Below are 22,381 nucleotides of genomic sequence, written 5' to 3'. Positions count from 1 at the left end.
GGAACAGGGCTGTGCCGCAGCGGGCGGCGCAGAGCGATTCGCTGGGGCGTGAAGACGAGGAAGAAACAGGGAGAAGGCGATGACTATGCAAAGCACAGCCGCAGTAGCGACGAACGCCTTGGGCAGCGAACCTGCCTTGAAATACGTGCAAGCCAACGGTGTGCGGTTTGCTTACCTCGAGCAGGGGAGCGGGCCTCTGGTCATGTTCATGCATGGCTTTCCCGACAACGCCTGGTCTTATCGGAAGCAGCTGCAAGTTTTCGCGGACGCAGGCTATCGTGCCGTCTCGCCGTTCTTGCGTGGCTATGCGCCGACCGAGATCCCCGCGGACGGAGTTTTCGATCCCGTCGCCTTGGGCAAGGATCTCGAAGCGCTCATCGCAGCGCTGAGCGGCGACGGCCGGGCGTGCGTCGTTGGCATGGACTGGGGCGGCACGTCGACGTTTCAGGCGCTCGCCACTGCGCCGCCGGCGATCAAGGCCGCCGTGGTCATGAACACGGCGCACCCGATCACGTTCTCAAGCATCAGGAGGGATCCGGACGTCGTTCGCTCCATCTTCCATGTGTACTATTTCCAGACTCCAGGGGCGGAATCGGCGGTTAACATCGAGGGACTTCCCTTCGTCGATTATCTCTGGAAGCTGTGGTCACCATCATTCAAGGACGAAGCGCATCTTCGTTCGATCAAGGAGACGCTCGGCTCTCCCGGCACGATGGCGGCCGCGCTCAAATATTACGGAGGACTGACCGAGGCCGGGCGTCTCGGCCGGCTGCCGATCAACGACATGCATACGCCAACACTGACGATTTACGGCAGCAACGATCCGACCGCAAAATATTCGCTCAAGGAAGAGTCGCTGTTCAAGGGGCCGCACAAGCGCGTTGTCCTGCCTGACGTCGGCCACTTCCCGCACCTCGAGCGCGAGGACGAAGTCACCACCCTGATCATGGATTGGTTCAAGACGCATGCACCCGATTGAGTGAATGCCTCACGATGAGGACTTTTCAACGACGACATCCTTCTGGCTTTTGATCGGGAGCACGGACCATGGACGCCAGCACGCAGCAGAAATACGCCGAGACGTTTTACGGTCTTCACAAGCGGGGAGACCCGCTTATCCTGTTCAATGCTTGGGACGTCGCGACCGCGAAGGCGATCGCAAGGGCGTCTCCGGCCATCGCCACCAGCAGCGGTGCGGTTGCGGCCGCACTCGGCTACGCGGATGGAGAAAACGTGCCGCTTGATCTCGTCGAGGGCTTGGTATCGCGCATGACTGCCGCGGTGTCGGTTCCCGTATCGATTGATCTGGAGGCAGGATATGGCGAAACGCCGGAAGCTGCGGCGACTTCAGTGGCTAGGATTCTCAAGGCCGGCGCGGTTGGTATCAACATCGAAGACGGGCTCTTCGGGGGCAAACGACAGCTCGCCGGACCGGACTATCATGCGGCGAAGATCCGGGCGGTGCGAGACGCAGGGCGGAAGTCTGGAGTCCGGCTGTTCGTCAATGCGCGAACGGATCCATTTTTGCTGAAATTCGGATCGCCGGATGAATGCCTCGACGAAGCTGCAAGGCGCGCGAAGGTCTATGCCGAAGCAGGGGCCGATGGCATCTTTGTCCCCGGCCTGACCGACCTTGCCCTCATCGAGAAGCTCGTTAAGGCCACGCCGCTGCCGGTCAATATCATGGTGACGCAAGGCACTCCGGAAATTTCGGATCTCGCCCGCCTCGGCGTCCAGCGGGTGAGTCTCGGGCCATGGCCCATGATGGCGGCGATGCGCGTCGTCGGCCAGGCTGCTGCCACGGTTGCGGAGGGCAAGCAGTACGGCACGTTCCTGCAACCGAACAGCTGAGTGACAAGGAGACGCGGCGCCGGCGAGAGATCCCGGCGCCGTGTCGCTTACGGCCTGCGTCGCTCAGCCGGGCCCTGCACCTTGCGTCGCCGTGTACACCGCGTAGAGAGACTGGCTCGCGGCCATGAAGAGGCGGTTGCGCTTGGGACCGCCGAAGGTGATGTTACCGCAGACTTCGGGCAGGCGAATGCGGCCGAGCAGCTTGCCGTCCGGCGACCACACCGTTACGCCGTTGTAGCCAACCGCGCGGCCGGCGTTGCTGGAGGCCCAGACGTTGCCATTGACGTCGCAGCGCACGCCGTCCGGCCCGCACTTCACGCCGTCGATCATGAAGTCGCTGAACCGCTGCTGGTTCGATAGCTTGTTGTCGCTGCCGACATCGAACACGAAGACCTCGCCCTTGCCGCCGGCGCCGGTGTCGCCGGGGCCTTTGCCGGTCGAGACGACATAGAGCTTCTTGTAATCGGGCGAGAAGCACAGGCCGTTTGGATCGGGCACCTGGTCCTCGGTGACGACGAGATCGACGCGGCCACTGGGATCGATGCGATAGCAGTTGGTCGGCAACTCGCGCTTCTTCGGTATGAAGTCCGCCGGCTGGCCGATCCTGGGATTGAGCTTGCCGCCCGTGTCGGGCTCGCCCTCGTAGAGCTGACCGCCATAGGGCGGATCGGTGAACCAGTAGCTGCCGTCGGGATGGGCGACGACATCGTTCGGCGAGTTCAGCTTCTTGCCATTGTAGTTGTCGCAGAGGATCGTTGCGGTGCCGTCGTTCTCGTAGCGCGTTACCCGCCGCGTCAGATGCTCGCAGGAGAGCTGGCGCCCCTGGAAGTCGAACGAGTTGCCGTTGCTATAGTTCGACGGCGTGCGGAAAACGCTGACATGGCCGTCATCCTCGCTCCAGCGCATCTGCCGGTTGTTGGGGATGTCGCTCCACAACAGATAGCGGCCCTGCGCGCTCCACGCCGGGCCTTCAGCCCACAACACGCCGGTATAAAGCCGCTTGATCGCTGTGTTGGGCTGCGCGAGATCGTTGAACGACGGATCGACCGCGATGATGTCGGGGTCCCAGAAATAGGTGGTCGGCGCGCCGCGCGGGCTGAAATCGCGCGGCGGTGTGGTGATCGTCGTCGGCGGGGCGGCAGGGCCGGTCTGGGCGAGCGCCGTGCCCGTTCCGGCCATCGTGGCCGCGGCACCAAGCGCAAGTCCCTGAACCAGCGTTCGTCGTGAAAGCGCAACATCCTGCTCACGCTGCTGTTGGCGTGTCATTCGCGTCCTCCCGGGTCATGTTGGCTGGCCGGTTGATCCGGCCGAGCAGGCGCAAGGTTAGTCCCATTCATTTCCGGTTGCGAGGGCTGGGAATGCAATTTGAGACACAACTAAAGCGCGCAATTGTGAAATTGCCGACTTTTCTCGCGCCGCATTTTGGTCCAGCATTCGAAGCAGGAGCGAGGGGGAGAGCGACATGGCTGGTGTTGCCCCGAAGAATGGTCCGTCGAAAACCGAAGACGAGATCAAGGCGGACGAATTGCACGTACGGCAGATCGAGGCGGAAAAGGCGCTCAAGTCCGCGAATGCCCCATGGTGGCGAAGGGCTGACCCGTTGACGCTCGCGATCCTCGCGGCGGCCGGGTCTTTGGTTGGAAACATCCTGTCAGAGCACAGCAAGGCGAAAGACGATCAGGCGTTGGAGCAGACCAAGGCGCAGTACAATCTGGTACTGCAAGCGATGGCGACGAACGATGCGGCTGCTGCAAAGCGCAACATACACTTCTTCATCGATGCTGGTCTGCTCGCGGACGGTGATTGCCGGATCCGCAACGCAATCGACAGCGACAATCCCGTGCTGCCGTCGTTATCGGGCACCGCGCCGGCAGGCCCGGCGAACCTGCTGTCGCCGCCGTTGGTCGCTTCACTCTACAACTTCCCGCCGGGCGTGGACGGGAGGGGACAAACCATCGGAATTGTCGAGTTCGGTGGTGGGTTCGACAGGAAGGACCTTGAGCAGTATTTCTCGAGGCTGAAGCTTCCGGTGCCGGAGATCATCGCTGTGCCCGTCAACGGCGGGGGCAATCATCCGTCCATGACCGACGACGGGACTGACATGCAAACCGCGATGGACATCGAGATCGCCGCCGGTACCGCGCCGCGCGCGCATTTAAAGGTCTATTTTGCGCCGGTACCCAAGACTGAGGGTTTCAATGCGGCGGATTTCGCCCAAGCGGTTCGGCAAGCCACGGCCGATCAGGTCTCGGTGCTGTTGATCGGCTGGGGGCTGACCGAGAGCCGGTGGAAGGATGAGGACATCAAGCTTGTTGACGGTGCATTGGAGCAAGCCGCCAAACAAGGCATCACGGTGATCGCACCTTCCGGCGAAAACGGTGTTACGGACGGTATGACTGACGGGCGCCGCCACGTCAGTTATCCAGCGTCGAGCCCTTGGGTCCTGTCGGTCGGAGGCACGACCGTCAAGATCGAGGATGGCAAAATCAAATCGGAGAAGATCTGGCGCGACGGTCAGTCGGCGACAGGTGGCGGCGTGAGTGAGAAGTTTGCACGACCAGACTGGCAAAATGGAGTCAAGGTGCCACTTCGGGCAGACGGTAGCACAGGACGCGGCCTGCCGGATGTCGTCGCCACGGCTGACCCTGCGGTGGGCTATACGCTCTTCGTGCATGGCAACGCGGTGGTCGTGGGAGGCACCGGAGCAGTCGTTCCACTTTGGGGCGGCCTCATCGCGCTGCTCAATCAGGCCAACGGCCACAACCTCGGCTACGTGACCCCGCGGTTCTATCGCGAGTTCGGACCGGCGAAGCTGTTTCGTGAGATCACCGAGGGAGACAACGGCGTGTCTGGTGTCACCGGCTTCAAGGCAGGTCCAGGTTGGACACCAGTTGCGGGTTGGGGCAGCCCGGATGGCGTCAAGCTGATCAATTGGCTGCGCACTCATCCTGATGGCACGTCGACAGCTGCGAATGTCACTGCTTGTCCAGCCACGACCAGCCAGTAGAGTGCGTTTTCCACCGCGGGTGCGCATGACGGTTCCACCGGCATGAACGACTGTTCGTTCGCCTGAGAATGATACAGCGGTCAGCCTTGACCTCGCCCATATTGCTGCGCAGAACTCGCGCCGGGACAAGTCTCGGAGTTGGTTGTGGGTGTCGTCATACTGATCGTACTGCTCGGGATCGCGTTTGCTGCCGGCTATTTCCTGCGCGATCTGAAGTCTCGCAAACGCCGTGCGGACGCCCGCCGTTGGAGCGATTACGCGCAGCCGGATTGGCTGAACGCCAATGCGCCCGCCAACACCAACGAAGTGACGGCCGCCAATCAGATGGTGCACGCGGCCACCGGCGAGCTTGGTCAGCTTGGTCTGATGCTGGATCGCTGGGAGACCAGGGCCCGCGCGCGCCGGGTGGGATAGGTTGAGCGCCGCGTATCGGCGGCTACAAGAATTCGCGTTGCTCGACGGGCAAAACACCCAAGCGCTGGGTCAACAGGCGTGGTTCAAAATATTCTGCCTTTCCGAAACTCGGATTTGTCGTATGTTTCGCCTATCCTGATCCGCGTTGTACGATGTCGCCTCCTGGGTCCCGGCCCCGCGTAGCAACGCTCCGCGCTGCAGCGCGTCCTGGACACGGACCGCGGTGCCCTGCAACCAGGTCAGCCCCCCTGACCATCTTTTGGCGTTGCAGTTGCGGCCATTTCTCGTCTAGAAACGGCGCACTGAGCCTTCCGGCAACCAACCGTCAACGGTTTTGACCGAGGATTTGGGGCTCAAAAGGGTCTGGCAATGCTGATTCGCGGCCAAATCGATGGGATTTTTGGGGAGGTGGCTCTGGCCGCCGCCACGATCCCGGCCGCGCTGCCCACCCTGCTTCTTGGCGGGCTTCTTCTTAGCTGCCCCTGAGGGCCGGCTGGGCGCTGCGCGCCTGGGCACTCAGGGGTTGGTCGAGATCACCGAACACCTCAAGCGCCCCTAAGACTGACGGCGCAAAAGCTCAAAAGGAAATTTTGCAATGGCCCCCGTGAACAAGTCCGACAAGGACCGCGTCATCATTTTCGACACCACGCTGCGCGACGGCGAGCAATGCCCCGGCGCCACCATGACCTTCGAGGAAAAACTCGAGGTCGCCGAGTTGCTGGATGACATGGGCGTCGACGTCATCGAAGCCGGCTTCCCGATCACCTCGCAGGGTGACTTCGAAGCGGTAAGCGAGATCGCCCGCCGCTCCAAGAACGCCGTGATCGCCGGTCTGTCCCGTGCCCATCCGGCCGATATCGACCGCTGCGCCGAAGCGGTGAAATTCGCAAAACGCGGCCGCGTTCACACCGTGATCGCGACCTCGCCGCTGCACATGCGGGTGAAGCTGAACAAGACGCCGGAAGAAGTGCTCGAGACATCGGTCGCGATGGTCGCGCGCGCGCGCAATCAGATCGACGACGTCGAATGGTCGGCCGAGGACGGCACACGCAGCGAGATGGATTATCTCTGCCGCATCGTCGAGGCCGTGATCAAGGCCGGCGCCACCACGGTGAACATCCCCGACACCGTCGGCTACACGGTGCCGGAGGAATATACCCACTTCATGAAGACGCTGATCGAGCGCGTGCCGAACTCCGACAAGGCGGTATTCTCGGTGCATTGCCATAACGACCTCGGCATGGCCGTGGCGAACTCGCTGGCCGGGGTCGTCGGCGGCGCGCGCCAGGTCGAGTGCACCATCAACGGCATCGGCGAGCGCGCCGGCAACGCCGCGCTCGAAGAGATCGTGATGGCGATCAACGTGCGCAACGACAAATTCCCGTACTGGAACAAGATCGACACCACGCAGCTGACCCGCGCCTCGAAGGTGGTGTCGGCCGCAACTTCGTTCCCGGTGCAGTACAACAAGGCCATCGTTGGCCGGAACGCCTTCGCGCATGAGAGCGGGATCCACCAGGACGGCGTACTGAAGGACGCTTCCACCTACGAGATCATGCGGCCCGAAATGGTCGGCCTGAAGCAGTCCTCGCTGGTGCTCGGCAAGCACTCGGGTCGTCATGCCTTCGTGCACAAGCTGGAAGAGATGGGCTACAAGCTCGGCCCGAACCAGCTGGAAGACGCGTTCACGCGGATGAAGGCGCTCGCCGACCGCAAGAAGGATATTTACGACGAGGACATCGAGGCGCTGGTCGATGAGGAGATGGCGGCCTCGCACGACCGCATCAAGCTGACCTCGCTGACCGTGATCGCCGGCACCCATGGCCCGCAGCGTGCGACCATGAAGCTGGACGTCGACGGCCAGATCAAGATCGAGGAGGCCGAGGGCAACGGTCCGGTGGACGCAGTGTTCAACTGCATCAAGCGCCTGGTGCCCCACGAGGCCAAGCTCGAGCTGTATCAAGTTCACGCCGTGACCGAAGGCACCGACGCGCAAGCCGAAGTCTCGGTGCGACTGTCGCAAGAGGGACGTTCGATGACGGCCCGCGCGGCGGATCCGGATACGCTGGTCGCCTCGGCCAAGGCCTATCTCGGTGCGCTCAACAAGATCGTCATGAAGCGCCAGCGCGACAACGTAACGACGGCTGCGGCGGGCTGACGCTCGTAGCTCGTCATTCCGGGTTTGGTCCTGCGGACCGCCCCGGAATGACGGTGCTTGTGGCGATGAATAGCTGCCCTGCTAACGGCCAATAGCGGCTCCACCTCGCAGCCGCTATTGATGCTGCCGGCTCAAGATCGGCCGCCCTGATGCCGGGCAGCCCAAAAAACAACAGGGAGAGAAAATGCGCACCTTCGCGATCGCGGCGTTCATCGCTGCACTGGCGCTCGGCCTTGCCGGGCCTGCCAGCGCCGACCCGATCATCATCAAGTTCAGCCACGTGGTCGCGACCGACACGCCGAAGGGCAAGGCGTCGGAGAAGTTCAAGGAGCTTGCCGAGAAGTACACGAACGGCAAGGTGAAGGTCGAGGTCTATCCGAACTCGACGCTGTACAAGGACAAGGAAGAGCTCGAGGCGCTGCAACTCGGCAGCGTGCAGATGCTGGCGCCGTCAAACTCCAAATTCGGCCCGCTTGGCATCCGCGAGTTTGAGGTGTTCGATCTGCCCTATATCCTCCCTGATCTCAAGACGCTGCGGAAGGTGACGGAAGGTCCGCTCGGCGCGCGGCTGCTCAAGCTGCTCGAGCCGAAGGGCATCATCGGTCTTGCCTATTGGGACAACGGCTTCAAGGAGATGAGCGCCAACAAGAAGCTGCTGACGCCCGCGGACTATCAGGGCGTCAAGTTCCGTATCCAGTCCTCGCGCGTGCTGCAGGCGCAGTTCAAGGCGCTAGGCTCGCTGCCGCAGGTGATGGCGTTCTCGGAAGTCTACCAGGCGCTGCAGACCGGCGTGGTCGACGGCCAGGAGAACACCTGGTCGAATATCTATACCCAGAAGATGCACGAGGTGCAGAAGTACATCACCGAGACCAATCACGGCTACATCGGCTACGTCGTGATCGTGAACAAGAAGTTCTGGGACGATCTGCCGGCCGACATCCGCGACCAGCTCTCGAAGGCGATGAAGGAAGCCACCGACTTCAACAACGCACAGTCGCAGAAGGAAAATGACGATGCGATGGCCGAGATCAAGAAGAGCGGCAAGAGCGAGATCATCAAGCTCACGCCCGAGCAGGACGAGGCGATGCGCAAGGCGATGGAGCCAGTCTACAAGGACGCCGCAAGCCGCGTCGGCCAGCCGCTGATCGACGAATTCCAGAAGGAAGCCAAGAGCACGACCAATTAATCTAGGCGCTCGATGAATGTAGGGGCTTCCGTGCTGCGACGCGGAAGCCCTTTGTTACAAATGATTTCCAGCTGGCGATTTTGATCCAGATCAAGGAGTTACATCTTCGTAAGAGTGGCCTCTCTGTCCAAGTTGTAAGTTGCACACTGGCTTCGCGACGCTCATCCTCAGGGTATCCTTCCAGAGGAGGTTCGGATGAGGAAGTTCACCATCGCCGCCATCGCCGTGCTCAGCATCGCCGGCTCCGGCGCGGTCTATGCCCAATTTCATCGCCCGTGGATGGAGCACTTCCACCACATGCGAATGAACCCGGAAGATCGCGCCGCCTTGGTCGATGCGCGGATCGCTGCCGTCCATGCCGGGCTGAAGCTCAACGCCGATCAGGAGAAGCTGTGGCCGCCGGTTGAGGCCGCCGTGCGCGACTTCGCCAAGCTGCGCATCGACCGCGCCAATGCGCGGATGAACGCCGGTCCAGGAGACTCGAACAGGGACGCCGACAAGCCGGACGATCCGGTCGCCCGCCTGCGTCAGCGCGCCGAGGACATGGGCGCGAGCTCGGCAGCCCTGAAGAAGATCGCCGATGCCGCCGATCCGCTTTACAAGACCCTCGATGACGGCCAGAAGCGGCGCCTTGCCCTGCTGACCCGCCACCGCGGCCCGTTCGGCGGCGGTGAAGACGGCCCGCCCCACCACTTCATGGAGCGCGGCATGGGTCGCATGATGGACCGCGGCATGGACCACATGCGCGGCGGCGATCGGGACGGCGGCGGAGACCGGGAAGGCCGGCTCTGAGCGCACCCGGATTTCCCCGGGATCAACCTCCGCGAAGCCGCTGGAATCCAGCGGCTTTTCGCATTTCAGGGGGCTGTGGAAGAACCTTGGAAAACATGCGTCACATCGCTTGCCAGACCCGGATCGCTTTGCTAAACGACCGGCCTCGCAAGGCATTGACCGCCTTTCGGGCGCATAGCTCAGTTGGTAGAGCAGCTGACTCTTAATCAGCGGGTCCCAGGTTCGAGCCCTGGTGCGCCCACCATATAAATCAAGCACTTAGTAGAACGTCGATCGCACAGACCGGAACTGTTTTACAGGTCATTTTACAGTTTTGTTCTCCCTTCGAGCTTCAGCACGGCCGCTTCGGCGAGCTGAATGTCGCGGCCGAGGTAATGCGCGTCGAGAATAGCTTCGACGTCTCGCAGACTATGACCGGTGAAGGTCGCAATCTGCGGCACCGTTGCGCCGGCGATTGCAAGCCGCACCACGGCCGTGCCTCTCAGATCGTGGAACGTCAGGTCCTCAATGCCGGCGCGGTCCGACAGCTTGCCCCACGACGACCTAAACCCATCAGAGGTCCACGGGCGACCCAAGGAGTTGGTGAGGATCACCGGGCCGCGGCGCTCGGTTATGTCCAGCACCGTCTTCAGCGGCGCGCCGGCAGGCATCACGATCCGGCGGCCCGTCTTCGACTGCTTAAGTCGGATGTGGGTGCCATCGTAGGCCGACCAGGGAAGGCGGAGAAGGTCGCCCTGGCGCTGGCCGGTCCAGATCGCCAGCATCAAGGCGAGCTGAATCTCCTTCGGCGCGATGGACAGCAGAGCTGCGATATCCTCCTCCGACCAAATCTTGTCTCGGCGACTGCCAGAATAAAGGCGGCCACCGCGCTCGCACGGGTTGGTCGCGATGATCCCACGGTCCTTGGCGAATGACAGAACTCGGGCGAGGACCGTCCAGGCAAAGTCCGCCTTCCGTGGTGTGTTGCCGAACCGGTCGCGCCACCCTTTGAACTCGCCGCGAACCCGACGGTCGGCCAACGCCGCCACCGGCAGATCGCCGAACTCGTCTTCGATCAGCTTGATGTAGGCGAGGTATGACCGTCTGGTTGCTGGAGCGAGCCCGCTGAATTCTGGTGAAGCCTTGTATCGCGTGATAATGGTCATGAACGTTCCAGCGCGCGGCTGCCGTGCGCCCGCGTGAGCTTCGTGGTACTCCCGGACGAACTCTGGTGTTCCGGGCGTCGCCTTCATCTGCGGGCCACCGCGCCAAGCGTAGTAGTAGGTTTTGCCCTCGCCCGTGGCGAGACGGGCTTTGACCTTATGGATCCCTTTCAGAACGACGCGCACGTGCGGCCCTCCATTCGTCCAATGGGGTTGTTTCGGTTTCGGCAGTCTCAGAAACTGTTAGTCCGCTCAGAGAGTCGAGCGCCAGATCAATCGCCTTGCGATCCCATCGAGATGTCCCAGGCAGCGCGCAAGGAAGCTTGCCGATCCGAACCCAGTTCGAAAATGCACTCAGCGACAGACAGCAATAAGCTGCCGCGTCCTGACGGGCTAACAGGCGAGCCGATTCCGTTCTCAGTCGACCACGCAGAGCTCTCTCTTGGTCGACCTCGCGACGGGCGCTCTTTGGGGGAATACGGCAGAGGTTTCGCATCCCTTCAATGTGTTCGAGTGTCGTAAACTCCTCTCCGGCGATGATCTCGATTATAAGCCTTCCGCGTGCAGCTTCTCCTCTTAGGCAAGACGCGGTCACAGTTCCGTCGGGAAACGCGAGGCGAGCCGCAACATCAAGCCTTAATGGCGCGTTGCGGCCGATGTCCTTGCGGTCGAGCGAATTGGACACGAGGTTCCGCGGCTGATGCCGCGCAAGTTGATCATGCTATTCTCCTTGAACACTTTATCAATCATCACTGTCGTCTTGGTCGCGTGCAATCAAATGAGCGAATTTTTCGAAATCAAAGTTTCCGGTCTCCACCTTGGCTAGCTCGCCAGCCAATCGCTTAGAGCTTAGGCGAACCCAATTCTCGACGACGTCCACGCGCACCATCGCGTAGACCCCGCCAGCATAGAAGATGGCCCAGCCCGCGCGCGCAAGCCACTCTTGAACGTCTCTCAGCAGGTCCTCGGTTATGCGAGTGCGCAACCAAATGCGTGACAGTTATCAGCGCTATGGAGGGCTGTAGGCGCTCCGGAGAGATCGTTCAGTCTGGGTGCCGATCAGCTCCGCGTCGCTGAAGGTGCCTGACTGACTAATTTTATCCCGGAAAGGAAGCGACCGGTCGGAGCAGGCCATTTCAAAACTTGTAAATGAGCGATGCAGCAAATGCGTGCTGTGTCGTTCCACCAAATTGGAGAGTTGAAATGAAAAGCCCTGCCAAAGCTAAGATCAGTTCGATCAGAAAAGTCGAGACGGGTGACGAGGGTTGAACGGTAGTCGGAGTGGACTACGAGGCCGGTACATCTCGATTCTGGAACGGCGAGGACTTTCATGGCACCGCCGTTGTCTATGTAGTCAAAGACGGGGAGTGCCTCTCGATTCAGTGTGACTACGAGCTCAATACATTGTTTGAATCGCGCCCTCAGGATGTGCGGGCGTTTCGCGAAAACCTGAGGCGAAAGGGTTTGAAGCCGCGACGACTGCCAGACGATCAGCTCCACAGTGAGGTCGTCGTCATCTTTGGTCCTGAATTGAGCCCGCAGCAGGCAGTTTATCAGCTCGAAGTTCTCATCGGAAAGATCAGGAAGCGCGGCCTGCAGACTGGCAAAGATTGTTCGGAAGACTACGTCATGGAGACGCTGACTGGCAAATTGGTTACGTGACTGTCGGCGGCTCCGACAGGAGCTCGCCACCGCGACTGATAAGGTTTGTCGTCTTTCCTGATCAGTGCCAACGAATGGCCGAGGCCGCAGTCTTCGGACCGGACCTCGGCTATTGTTGCGATTTGGGACGGCTGCTCCTTAGTCGAGGGAAGAACGTCGAAGGAAGCTGACTGTGCCGTGGTCCCGTTCGTGCCACTGGGCGGTCAGCTACTCACCGTTGGCAAAGGAATAAACAACCAGTCCTTTGTTGGTAACGATTTCGGCGCGAATGACTCGACACGATCCATAGGTCGAAATTTTGTCTCCGACCTGGAGAGCGTAAGGGAATGTGCCGTTCACCGGCATCAAGAACCCGACCCTGCAATCTGCTCGTTGGTTGATGTTGACAGCTTGAATCGTTATCGGGCTGTGGCCTGTGTTCACTATCTCCAAACTGGCACCGTCACCTCGAACCGCGAAATCGACTCGTCTGATCTCGAAATAATCTGCTGGTGGTTCGAGTACTGCCCGCAGAACGACGAGGCCGATCAAGCCGAGGATCAGCCATCCCACTATCTTGAGGAATCTCACAATTGTCTCCCGAATGTTGCGAGTGGATTGCTGTGCATGCCGGCTTTGATGTTGCGAGACGGATTAAAAGGGTTCTCCGTTATCAAAGCCGGCGGTTGGATGATCAGTATTCGTCTGCCAGCATCAGAGTGATCACGCGCTCAGTCACTGCCGGGTCCGCGGGATCTGGCGAGTGGTGCGTCATCGTCGAGTCGTAGTAATCGATCTTGAAAATCACTTTGGCGCCTTCGAAGTCGAACATGCCGAAGTCATGTTCTTCCTCGTGGGGATCGTTGGCGTTGCAAAAGTCGTCGAACACGGCGATGGTCTTGACCAGGCGCTGAACCGCCTCGGGGCCAAGAGCGGCAATGCCGGTAGTCATGACGGCACCACCACCTAGCAAGTGTTGGCGCAGGTCATCATTAAGCGCGCGAATCCGTGCCTTGTCGCAAGACATGGTTGGTTCTCCTACAGAGATGAAAGGGTGAGGGAGGGAGGTAGGAGAATGGCGCCGGTCCAGCGCCACCCTCGATCTTCTGAAGACCTATTGGACCTTTGGGCTCAGGAGGGCGACCTCTCGGCAGGCCCGATAAAACCTCGGGAGCTGCGGATAATCACGATACCTGAGGGTCAGCTGGTCATCCTTGCGGTCGATGACAATTGCTTCTGCCCAATTGTACCCTGGCGAGACTTCGGCAACGACGGGATGTCCAACCTGGATATCGTCCCAAGTGTTGGGCGCTCCTTTCAGCCGAGGGAGCGGACCGTCGGTCTCACCGCGCGGCACCGCGTCCTCATCGTCCGCGATCTCGACAATGACTTCGCTGTAAACATCTTGTTTTATCTCTGGCACCGCCAGGGCGCCGGTCGTCGCCTGGCTTCCAATCGGTAGGGATTTTGCCAGGCTGATCAGCTCGGCCGATCTGAGCTCAAACACATATAGCTTCAGGTCCGCCGCACGCTTGATCAACTGATCCTCATTTGGATCATGGAATCTCGCACCGCGCGGCTTGCGATCTTCGTCGAACCCGAGGACCACGAAAACCTTGGGACGGCCTTTAGGGACCGACCGGATCGATACGCGTGGACTCGCCTTCGCTGCGGCAATCGACGGTGTCGTTGCGGACGCTAGCTCGTCGTAGAGGCTCCGAGGAATTGACGGCAGGAACGCCTTTCCCTGAGCGTGAAGGCGGCCTACTGGGATCCTCGTGGCGATCTCGATGAGCTTGGGTCGGTTGACGTTGCAGAACGTCAGCTTGAGGGCTCTCGCGGCCTTCTTGGCCACGCTCCCGTCCTTCCCCGGAAATCGGCCTGCCTTTGGCTTGCCCGTTGCATCGAGCCCGAACACGATTACCGCTGGGATCGAAGAAGTCTTGGCCTTCGAAGTTTTGAGCTTAGCCATGGCGGCCTCCCTGAAAAGCAGAAGGGGCCCGATGCGGGCCCCTTGCTGAAAAGATTGATCTGTTCTGAACCCGGGGTGGCCCGGAAAGTCTAAAGCTTGGCATTTGTCCGCTCCTCTTTCTAAACGAGGCAAATCAACTTGCCTCGCCAAGTATACTCGATGAAATGACGTAATTTGTCAATTAAATCAATACTTTATATGGCAAAATATGACGGTCGAAGAGCCGACGTTACTTAGATTTCAGCGCTATTTTGCTGCAAGAATTGAAAATTATACATGAACTCTGTTCGCAAGACTTGCGATCATCAATATTGTTGCCGTTGCAGACGTCTAGCTCGCCGGCGGCGCAGTAACGCCAAAGAGCATGCTGAATAAAACGCGGAAAATCGGCCGGAAAACCAGAATCGAACTGCCGCGCGTCGATCTCTGTCGAGACAAATCGCAAGATATCGGCGCAGCCGTTCTCGCCGTAGCAGCGCGGGCCATAGGGATGATCGGCGCCAAATCTCGCCAAGATGCCAGTGCGAGCAAGGAAGTTATGGATGAGCCGGTCGATCACGATCATACGGCTGCCGACCTTGAACCAGGCAGGTCGCCGCTTCCGGTCTGCCATGAGAACGGAGGAAAGCGTCATCGTGAGGACTTTGTCCGAAACGCCGAAAATGTGGCGCATCGGGCCGACTACCGACTCTTGGGCGGATAAGTTGGCAGCCGCCGCAGTTGAGAGTTGACCATCAATCCAGTGGAAGAGATCAGCTTTGGCGACGTCTCTCACAAAAAAGAACAAGCTGAAAGCAGTCTGGTTGAGGCGGCCATTTCTGAGCGGATATTTGGGCAGGGGACATCGGCGAACCTGGCGAGGATGACTGCAGGTGCGCCGGGTCTTGTCGTATCGGCAGTCCTCGAAAGCCCAGTAGCTGTCCAAGAGGGGGCAAGCCGGAACCGACGCAAGTTGAGCTTTGAGCTCGCGCCAGGTTACGCTGCCATGCGTCTCGAGGTAAGACGCGGCGACCTTGTCGGAGATGCCTTGGAAGTTAAAGGTCTCGACCGTCCAATCAAAAAGGGCCGGTGAGTCCTCGGAGCGCACGATGCCTCGGAGCCTAAGATCAGGCTTGGCGACGTCTCTCTGACGGAGGCCCGCGGACCGATCCCCATCCCGGACGATGGCCGTAACGAGATCGGTCGCGTACCGGACAGCTCCTGCCGGCAGCCGCGCTGATCCGGTGGACGTCTGCAGAGGATTTCCTAAATCAGCGATATCAGCCTCCTTTGGACGTCGCTGTCCCCATCGATGTACCGCTGAGTGGTCTGGATCGATGCATGACCAGCCAGCTGAACATCTCTGAGAGAGCCCCCAGCCTTGTGAACCAATCGTGCGGCGCGTGTAATGAAGGTTCGCCGCCCGGAGTGCGACGAGCATCCGTCGAGGCCGGTGGCACGAAAAGCTCGATTGAACCAGACCACGACACTTAATGGCGTCATCGCGCCGCCGCGTTCAGATCGGATAACTGGTCCTTCTCCTTGGGACTTAAGTCGCCAAGCGATTAGCGCATTGCGCAGATCCGACTGAAGCGGGATACGACGGCCGTGGCGCTTCTTTGCCGCGGCGTCTCGCAGCTCGATCACCGTGCCGATCTGACCTTCGGCAGTCTCGATCATATCCCAGGTGAGTTTGGCGATTTCGGCCGCGCGCAAGCCTGCCTTCAATGACAGCAGTACGACCACGCGATTTCTATCCGGGTGTCTCGTCGTTTCGGCGAAGAGCATCAAGTCTCGCGCCGCTTGAGCAGAGAGAATCTTGGCTTGCTTGCCTGCCATCTCGATCAAACCGACTATCGAGATTCTAAGCGATCGGCCGTTCAGTGCAACAGAATAAAAGCTTATCAGTTCAGGCTTGGCTGCACGTCCGACTGACAAGGAAATGAGAGTTTGCTTATCAGTGCTATCGGGTTGTCGGCAATGGCGGCAGCTTGGACACGGAAGCGCAACGCGGGAATCGCTAAATTGGAGATGCAGGCACCCGAGGGGTAAGGATACTCGCAGAACTGAATACCGTTCATCGAAGCCTCTTCGCGGTTCACGCCGTGGCCTTGGACACACATTCCATGAGTCCTTTTGTTAGCAACATTCTATTCCTGCAAGGGGGGCTCTGGAACGCTGCCAATGGTGGACTAGGCGAGCTTAGCAAGATACCTTAATGCCCACTCTGAACTTAGCTGAATCTTCGAGTCATCGCTATCACGTCGGTTCCTGCAGTCGCTTGGATTTCTACTCCGGACGCATCCGTTCTCTCTAGGACAAATCAATCGCCGCCAGGACGAAGTCCTACTATTCGACTGTGAGCGAGGACCGTGCGTAAACGAGCTTGAAAGGGCGTGTATGGCTGCACAGGGGCAATGCCGACTCTGCCTGCAGGAGCGAGAACTCCGGAGCAGCCACCTGATTCCCAAATCTATGTATAGACTCCTGCGGAACGATGGGTTCTCGAATCCGAATCCATTCATTCACGGCGCGGAGCGCAGTCTTCAGACATCGAAGCAGGCACAACAGCATCTACTGTGCTCTGATTGCGAGCAACGGTTTAGCAAGCGGGGCGAAGCTTGGGTCATGTCGCACTGCTGGCGATCAGTCGGCGAATTCCGCATCCAGCAGATACTCTTCAAATCCAATCCGATCATTGCGAATGACACACTCAAGATCTACGCCGGTTCAGCTATACCCAAGCTTGACATGGACAAGCTCGTATATTTCGGCGCGAGCGTGTTCTGGCGTGCGGCGGTGTGTGAATGGAGCCTCTCGTCGGAACGCATAAATATTCAGCTCGGTGGCTACCGCGAGGAACTTCGCCGTTACCTGTTGGACGAGGCTATGTTCCCACGCAATGTCGTTTTGCACATCGGTGTGTCCGCACTATCGGGGACGCTCGACGCATGCTTGTTTCCAAAGAGTTCGCGGACAAAAACGGGCATCCACCGTCATCGATTTATCATACCGGGCATGTACTTCACGATGCTTGCGGGATCAAAGATCTCTGACAACGAGCGCTTCCTTTGCGCGGCACAGTCTTCCGGCCGACACATTAGTATCTGGCATCAGAGTGACCGAGAATTCCTTGCGGGAAGTATGAAGAAGATTTTCGCACGATAAAACATTAAGGTGTCGGGCTCGTCTAATCACCTCGGTTCGCGACCGTCGGCAACGGGTAGAAAAGAGTTGCGCGTGTCTGGATTATAGGTTCGGTTGAAGGCGTGTTCCCAGTCAAATAGCGGCATATCGGCGGCTGTTTGGCAGCATAGCGTGCTCAAGGTCGCTGCGAAACCAGCAGGAGACAAGCACGCTGGCATACTGCCTAATACCTGCGATCGCTATGTGGTAGGCTTCTATTGCAGATGTTCCTCTCAACATGAGCTGAGCTGCCACTGAACTTTCATCCAGCGGTGGTTAGAGCCTCGGGGTTTTGTACGCCAAGTGGCGCGGGTGGAGCAACGGACGATCGGCGGAGCTGGTCGGGGTTGCGCAGCCGGTCGTCCGTTGCGGTGAGGTGGGCGGCATAGGCCGCGGGAGTCAGGTATTTCAGCGACGAGTGAGGCCGCTGGAGATTGTAGTCGGCAACCCAGTTGGCGATCTTGGCGCGGGCATCGTCGAGATCGAAGAACAGGGTCTCGTTGAGCAGTTCGTCGCGCATCCGGCCGTTGAAGCTCTCGACAAAGCCGCTCTGCATCGGCTTTCCCGGGGCGATGAAGTTCCAGTCAATGGCTGTGTCCTTGCACCAAGCGAGCATGACGTTGCAGGTGAACTCGGTGCCATGGTCGGACACGATCATTCCTGGCTTGCCACGCCGCTCGACGATCGCCGTCAGTTCGCGGGCCACGCGCCGCCCCGAGATCGACGTATCCGGAATGGCGCCCAGGCATTCCTTGGTCACGTCGTCGACGATGTTGAGGATGCGGAAGCGTCGGCCGTTGGCGAACTGGTCGTGCACGAAGTCCAGTGACCAACGCGCATTGGGCTTGGCCTCCACCAAGATCGGGGCACGGGTCCCCACGGCCTTGCGACGAGCCCGCCGCTTGCGGACGATGAGCCCTTCCTCACAATAAAGCCGGTAGATCCGGTTGATCCCCGAGGGCTCTCCCTCCCGCCGCAGCAGGACGAACAGCCGACGGTAGCCGAAACGCCGCCGCTCGTTGGCGAGGTCACGCAGCCGGCCGCGTAGAGCCGCGTCCGGTGGACGGCTGGAGCGATAGCGGATCATCTTCCGATCCGCGCCCACGATCGAGCAGGCCCGCCGTTCCGACAGGCTCATGACGGCCTGCAGATGCGCGACAGCAGCGCGCTTGGCGGCGGGCCCTACCATTTTTTTGAAAGGAGCTCGCGAAGCGCGGCCGCATCAAGCATCTGCTCGGCCAGAAGCTTCTTCAGCTTCGCGTTCTCCTCCTCCAGGGCCTTCAATCGCTTCGCCTCAGAGACGTCCATGCCGCCGAATTTGGACTTCCAATTGTAGATCGTCGCTTCTGAGATCCCGTGCTTGCGAGCCAAGTCGGCCGTCTTCGCCCCGGCCTCATGCTCCTTCAGCAACGCGATAATCTGCTCTTCCGTGAACCTTGCTCGCTTCATCTGTCCGTCCTTCTTCGGGGCGGACTCTAACTCCTTCTGGAGGAAATACTCAGTGGCAGGTCAGAGCAAGGAAGAGCTAAAGTATCCACGCTCACTGCTGGTAAAAGCGGCAGCGTTGAATGTCGCCAGTGTTTGTTTTGGGGAAGCGGGGAAAATCTATAATCCCACTGGTCGGATGCGCCGTCTTGCCCCCGTTTTCCGTTGCATTGTTGTCGGATTGATATCTTGGAAATAGCGATCCGTCCATTTTATCCGATGCAGGGACCTAGCGGGTAGAATTTGTAGCCCGTTCAAGTAGTGACGCCCCTTCTCGATGAATCCAATAATCTGCGCATGACTACCCTTGTTAAGTGCAGCAACTTGCGGCATCCCCCCAGAATACTGATCTTCGTTCGAGAACAGCGAATCGCAGAAGCCCGAAAAGATGGCGCTGCCTCGATTCCCCACGTCGGAATTTACCCAGCGATCAATGTATTTCCGTGCGAAAGGCTTTCCGCTTCCGATAAGCGAGACTACGCCGGTAGTCATTGGAACTTCGAGCGACTTGCTGTGCCACCTCCGAGCCTTGACCGCATAAGAAATCTCCCAGCCGTAAAATTCTCTTGATTCCTCTTCGCCGGCTCTCATTAAGTGCAGGATTGAGAAGTCTTGATCCGGAGTTCCGTTCCTTCGAGTGAATGATGTTTTTAACGCCTCGCAAATGACATCTTGCTTTTCTTGAGCATCCGCAGTGCTTCGAAACAGAACGCCGTTATCAATCGCCGAAACAATCTGTGCAAGCACAAGGCTTGGGAAGACAACGTCGCCGCAGTAGCCAAACATGTGAGATTCTATTCGACACGCAAATACTTTCCGAGCTCCGTCCCAATGGCTCTTATGACCAAGCCATGTAATCCTGCTGTCGCTAGCAATGTAAATTGAGTTCGGACGACGAGCATCTCCAGCTCGGTACGTTACCCAAGACAGTACCGTTGTCATTCAATCCTCCTTCGCAATTTGCAAGTCACTGTCAGGAAAATTTTACCTTTGAGCAGATCGCGGCTGTCGAGCCATCCGTTGCGTCCTCAACACCTAACGCTGTCGTACAATCTCACGCCTGAAGGTCGTCGCAGAACGCTAGATTACTTCTCAAAATGGAGGCAGGCCACTGATAAGGAAATTAAGAAAAGTTAGTCAGTTGGAGTTATCCATTCGAGCTGATGCAGGTTGACGAGCCAAAGAACGGGAGCAGATCGCCATAGCCCCAAACCAGAGTTCCACCGGCCCCCAAAAACGGAAGCAGAAAGGCCGGGTTGTAAAACCAGAATTGCAGGACTGAACCGCCGCTGAGATTGGCGGTGCTCGGTTCGTGCCATTCAAGAACAGCATAGAGCGCGGCGGCGGCTAACACGACAATCGCGCCGCCTCTCTGGAAGTTTACGCTGGAATGTGTGATCGAAGCCCAATACCAATGTCCGGCCAGAGAGGACGCTGGTCCACAACGCTAGACGGGGAGCAAAGTATCTTACCGCCTTCCGTTTCATATACGGCACCGTGTCGGAACGTTGCCATTCGCGAACAGCTTGCCATGCCTGTTTGAAACTAAACTCTCCGTCGTGGGGTAGCTTCGGTCTGTTGCCCTGCATTACTTCATTCTCTCGCAATAGGGTTCATACACAAGGGGTCTGGCTGCGCCGCAATTTGGTAGGTCCGGTGAACTCGACCTATAAAATTCTTTCTTCGTATGACACTAGGAAATAGCAAGCGCAAGAAACCCCAATATACTCGGCGCGTTGCCCGGCCGTTGGCTCGCGCTGAAAAGCATCGGCAATGAGCCTTGCGACGCACCCTCCTGGTGCACGTTCCGGGCCAACCCGACACGCAGCTGCAAAGGTGCCGGCCCTAGACGTAGCGCCGGGCCATTCGCTTAATGACGTCGCACATCTTGCGTTGCCTCATATGGCGCGCTGCGCGTCGTTTGCGGCGCGAATAACGCCTTGCCATGCAGTTGCCCGGCTTCACGCCCCAGACCTTCGCAGCCCTCATGCAGACGACCATCCTCTCGTCGCGCTCCGCTTGAGGAAAAAGGGTCGACTGAGCCCAATCGAGCATCGCCCGGCTTGAGGGAAGGGCCGCCAGGACATGATGGTCAGTGAAGGTTCGGGAAGGATAGGCGTCGATATTGGCGATCGCGACGTTGTCGTTAACGGCGGTTGCTTCGCCAAGCCACGCCAGACGCTGCCTGCGCCATTTTGCGGCCTCAGGATGATCTTCGGTGAAGGCGGGCCGTCCGTCATGGAAATCCTTAAGTGCCCCTGAAGTAACAGCTGGATAGCACAATGATTGAATCGTGACTTTTGTACCGGGGACCGCGCTCTTTGTGAGCAATAGATCGGCCAAGAGGTTGGTGATAAGCTGAGGGATGAGGTGAACGACGCCGTCCTCGCACTGAGTACGGGCGCGAACCGCCGTCATGCTGGCTGACACAGGACAGCTCGACGGTTGGCCCCGAGCACCTTCGCCCAGCTGCTACGGCGATCGCTCAGGCCGCAATTCCTTGCTCGGTTCGGGCTGGCCGGACGCGGGGAGTGGAAATCAAGCCTTGGGGCCTTCGCTAACCGTGGCCTGCGCGGATCGCCGTTTAAAGATCATCTTAGCCGGAGTGTCTGCCGCGAGTTCGAACGGCGCCCACGTCATGTCTTCGACGAGCCGGTCCCGTCCGCAGATCATGTGCCGGACCTTTGGAAAATGCGCGAATTGGCCCGCGACATTGCGGTTGAAGCCGTGCGCCAGCTCGATCGGCATCTCCCCGTTCACGAAGGCTCCGTCGAAGTCGCCGACGACAACCTGGATCAGCGTGTGCGGGTCGACCGCCAGCACGCGCTGGAACGGCACCATGCCCGGGAGGGGCAAATGCATCGCGGCATGTGCAGGAGCAGGTGCGGGCAGTACGGGCGTGGTCGAAGTCCGGAGCGGGATCGGCGACCGTGCCACCTGGATCAACGAACGGTCATAATCGTCTGCAAACGAGCGCAGGGCCATCGCGTTGAACATGAGCTTCGCAACTTCTGGGTTGGCGCGCAGGGTCGCGTACATCTCCCGCTCGTCCTGGGTGAACTCCATCTCGGAAGAAGCATCGGCCGCCATCGCGGCGAGCTCTGCGCTTGTTTGAAGATAGTGGGGTGTGCGGGCCTCGAGATGCCGAACGAGCGAATAGAGAATAGGCCGGTCGGTCTGGTCGAGGTCGGCGGAACGTCCAGCGACAATCTTGGCCCAGGTGTCGCTCCGACTGATCGGCGTCTCGACCGTCCGGTTGATATCCGTCTCGACCGAAATCGGGCGATTGCCCTGCATATGTACATAAAAGTCACGCTCGTACCCGATGCTCTTGATCGAACGCTCCATCCACACGGCGACGGCTCCCTCCTTAGCCAGGGTGGTTACCTTGGTGTGAGCCTCGTCAATGGCGAAGTTGCGGAGGAAAAATTGTGGAACGACGTGATGATCGCGTGGATCGTCCATCGGAAAATGCTCCCTTCGCCTTCGATAGGACTGTGAATCGGCGCGATGCAATGTCCCCGCTCAGGTCAAGTTGTCAACGGGGTGCTACGCCGATCGGCGTCGA

The 22,381-nt window shown here is 59.4% G+C and carries 21 protein-coding genes and 1 tRNA gene; 10 read left to right on the top strand and 12 right to left on the bottom strand.

The window, feature by feature from the left end; translation table 11 throughout:
• Window positions 1-79: 79 nt before the first annotated feature.
• Together L6637_RS15410 and L6637_RS15405 are read left to right on the top strand one after the other, a co-directional pair.
• A complete protein-coding gene (locus L6637_RS15410) occupies window positions 80-979 on the top strand; it encodes an alpha/beta fold hydrolase (protein WP_237871170.1) in 900 nt (299 codons plus the stop codon).
• Between the two features lie 68 nt (window positions 980-1,047).
• Entirely contained in the window at window positions 1,048-1,851 is an 804-nt protein-coding gene (locus tag L6637_RS15405; protein ID WP_237866898.1) for an isocitrate lyase/PEP mutase family protein, read from the top strand.
• A 63-nt stretch (window positions 1,852-1,914) separates the two neighbouring features.
• Here L6637_RS15405 and L6637_RS15400 read toward each other — a convergent pair whose 3' ends face one another.
• Window positions 1,915-3,117 carry an SMP-30/gluconolactonase/LRE family protein gene (locus L6637_RS15400; RefSeq protein WP_237871169.1) on the bottom strand — a complete coding sequence of 401 codons (1,203 nt, stop codon included), beginning with the start codon at window positions 3,115-3,117 and terminating at the stop codon, window positions 1,915-1,917.
• A 196-nt stretch (window positions 3,118-3,313) separates the two neighbouring features.
• Here L6637_RS15400 and L6637_RS15395 point away from each other — a divergent pair, with 196 nt between their 5' ends.
• The 6 genes from L6637_RS15395 (at window position 3,314) to L6637_RS15370 (ending at window position 9,652) form a co-directional block, all read left to right on the top strand.
• Window positions 3,314-4,858: a S53 family peptidase gene (locus tag L6637_RS15395; protein ID WP_237871167.1), complete on the top strand. Its 1,545-nt coding sequence runs from the start codon at window positions 3,314-3,316 to the stop codon at window positions 4,856-4,858.
• Between the two features lie 138 nt (window positions 4,859-4,996).
• Complete coding sequence (locus tag L6637_RS15390) at window positions 4,997-5,272, top strand: hypothetical protein (protein ID WP_237871165.1); 276 nt, start codon at window positions 4,997-4,999, stop codon at window positions 5,270-5,272.
• A gap of 595 nt (window positions 5,273-5,867) precedes the next feature.
• A complete protein-coding gene (locus tag L6637_RS15385; RefSeq protein ID WP_237866894.1) occupies window positions 5,868-7,430 on the top strand; it encodes a 2-isopropylmalate synthase in 1,563 nt (520 codons plus the stop codon).
• A gap of 184 nt (window positions 7,431-7,614) precedes the next feature.
• On the top strand, window positions 7,615-8,616 hold the full coding sequence (locus tag L6637_RS15380; RefSeq protein ID WP_237866893.1) for a TRAP transporter substrate-binding protein: 1,002 nt from the start codon (window positions 7,615-7,617) through the stop codon (window positions 8,614-8,616).
• A 195-nt stretch (window positions 8,617-8,811) separates the two neighbouring features.
• Window positions 8,812-9,408: a Spy/CpxP family protein refolding chaperone gene (locus L6637_RS15375; RefSeq protein WP_237866891.1), complete on the top strand. Its 597-nt coding sequence runs from the start codon at window positions 8,812-8,814 to the stop codon at window positions 9,406-9,408.
• Window positions 9,409-9,576: 168 nt separating this feature from the next.
• A tRNA-Lys gene (locus L6637_RS15370) sits at window positions 9,577-9,652 on the top strand.
• Window positions 9,653-9,713: 61 nt separating this feature from the next.
• Here L6637_RS15370 and L6637_RS15365 read toward each other — a convergent pair.
• Window positions 9,714-10,736, bottom strand: a complete 1,023-nt coding sequence (locus tag L6637_RS15365) for a tyrosine-type recombinase/integrase (RefSeq protein WP_237871163.1) — start codon at window positions 10,734-10,736, stop codon at window positions 9,714-9,716.
• 1,095 nt (window positions 10,737-11,831) lie between these two features.
• On the opposite strand from L6637_RS15365, the gene L6637_RS15360 reads away from it, so the two are divergent.
• Window positions 11,832-12,212, top strand: coding sequence for a hypothetical protein (locus tag L6637_RS15360; RefSeq protein ID WP_237871161.1), 381 nt, complete (start codon window positions 11,832-11,834; stop codon window positions 12,210-12,212).
• Between the two features lie 207 nt (window positions 12,213-12,419).
• Here the strand turns inward: L6637_RS15360 and L6637_RS15355 are convergent, their stop codons facing one another.
• From L6637_RS15355 to L6637_RS15330, 6 genes are all read right to left on the bottom strand, one after another.
• A complete protein-coding gene (locus tag L6637_RS15355) occupies window positions 12,420-12,782 on the bottom strand; it encodes a hypothetical protein (RefSeq protein ID WP_237871159.1) in 363 nt (120 codons plus the stop codon).
• A gap of 103 nt (window positions 12,783-12,885) precedes the next feature.
• Window positions 12,886-13,218 carry a DUF3768 domain-containing protein gene (locus L6637_RS15350; protein ID WP_237871157.1) on the bottom strand — a complete coding sequence of 111 codons (333 nt, stop codon included), beginning with the start codon at window positions 13,216-13,218 and terminating at the stop codon, window positions 12,886-12,888.
• An 87-nt stretch (window positions 13,219-13,305) separates the two neighbouring features.
• Window positions 13,306-14,163, bottom strand: a complete 858-nt coding sequence (locus tag L6637_RS15345) for a hypothetical protein (RefSeq protein WP_237871155.1) — start codon at window positions 14,161-14,163, stop codon at window positions 13,306-13,308.
• A 229-nt stretch (window positions 14,164-14,392) separates the two neighbouring features.
• Window positions 14,393-15,250 (bottom strand): hypothetical protein, encoded by an 858-nt coding sequence (locus L6637_RS15340; protein WP_237871153.1) that lies wholly within the window; start codon window positions 15,248-15,250, stop codon window positions 14,393-14,395.
• 158 nt (window positions 15,251-15,408) lie between these two features.
• Window positions 15,409-15,981 (bottom strand): tyrosine-type recombinase/integrase, encoded by a 573-nt coding sequence (locus tag L6637_RS15335; protein WP_237871480.1) that lies wholly within the window; start codon window positions 15,979-15,981, stop codon window positions 15,409-15,411.
• A 65-nt stretch (window positions 15,982-16,046) separates the two neighbouring features.
• Entirely contained in the window at window positions 16,047-16,223 is a 177-nt protein-coding gene (locus tag L6637_RS15330) for a hypothetical protein (RefSeq protein WP_237871151.1), read from the bottom strand.
• Between the two features lie 547 nt (window positions 16,224-16,770).
• On the opposite strand from L6637_RS15330, the gene L6637_RS15325 reads away from it, so the two are divergent.
• Window positions 16,771-17,310, top strand: a complete 540-nt coding sequence (locus tag L6637_RS15325) for a hypothetical protein (RefSeq protein ID WP_237871149.1) — start codon at window positions 16,771-16,773, stop codon at window positions 17,308-17,310.
• Window positions 17,311-17,590: 280 nt separating this feature from the next.
• Here L6637_RS15325 and L6637_RS15320 read toward each other — a convergent pair.
• The 4 genes from L6637_RS15320 to L6637_RS15305 all read right to left on the bottom strand — a co-directional run bounded on the left by L6637_RS15320 (window position 17,591) and on the right by L6637_RS15305 (window position 22,278).
• A protein-coding gene (locus L6637_RS15320) for an IS3 family transposase (RefSeq protein WP_237871147.1) occupies window positions 17,591-18,777 on the bottom strand; the annotation gives its coding sequence in 2 pieces (ribosomal slippage) (window positions 17,591-18,525 and window positions 18,525-18,777; 1,188 coding nt in all).
• A 156-nt stretch (window positions 18,778-18,933) separates the two neighbouring features.
• Window positions 18,934-19,599: a hypothetical protein gene (locus L6637_RS15315; RefSeq protein WP_237871145.1), complete on the bottom strand. Its 666-nt coding sequence runs from the start codon at window positions 19,597-19,599 to the stop codon at window positions 18,934-18,936.
• 1,059 nt (window positions 19,600-20,658) lie between these two features.
• Window positions 20,659-21,243, bottom strand: coding sequence for a hypothetical protein (locus L6637_RS15310; protein WP_237871144.1), 585 nt, complete (start codon window positions 21,241-21,243; stop codon window positions 20,659-20,661).
• 108 nt (window positions 21,244-21,351) lie between these two features.
• Window positions 21,352-22,278, bottom strand: coding sequence for a DUF4238 domain-containing protein (locus L6637_RS15305; protein ID WP_237871142.1), 927 nt, complete (start codon window positions 22,276-22,278; stop codon window positions 21,352-21,354).
• Window positions 22,279-22,381: the final 103 nt, after the last annotated feature.

Origin of the sequence: Bradyrhizobium zhengyangense, assembly GCF_022012435.1 — a bacterium.
Lineage (GTDB): Bacteria > Pseudomonadota > Alphaproteobacteria > Rhizobiales > Xanthobacteraceae > Bradyrhizobium > Bradyrhizobium zhengyangense.
This window is presented reverse-complemented; position numbering and strand designations above follow the sequence as displayed.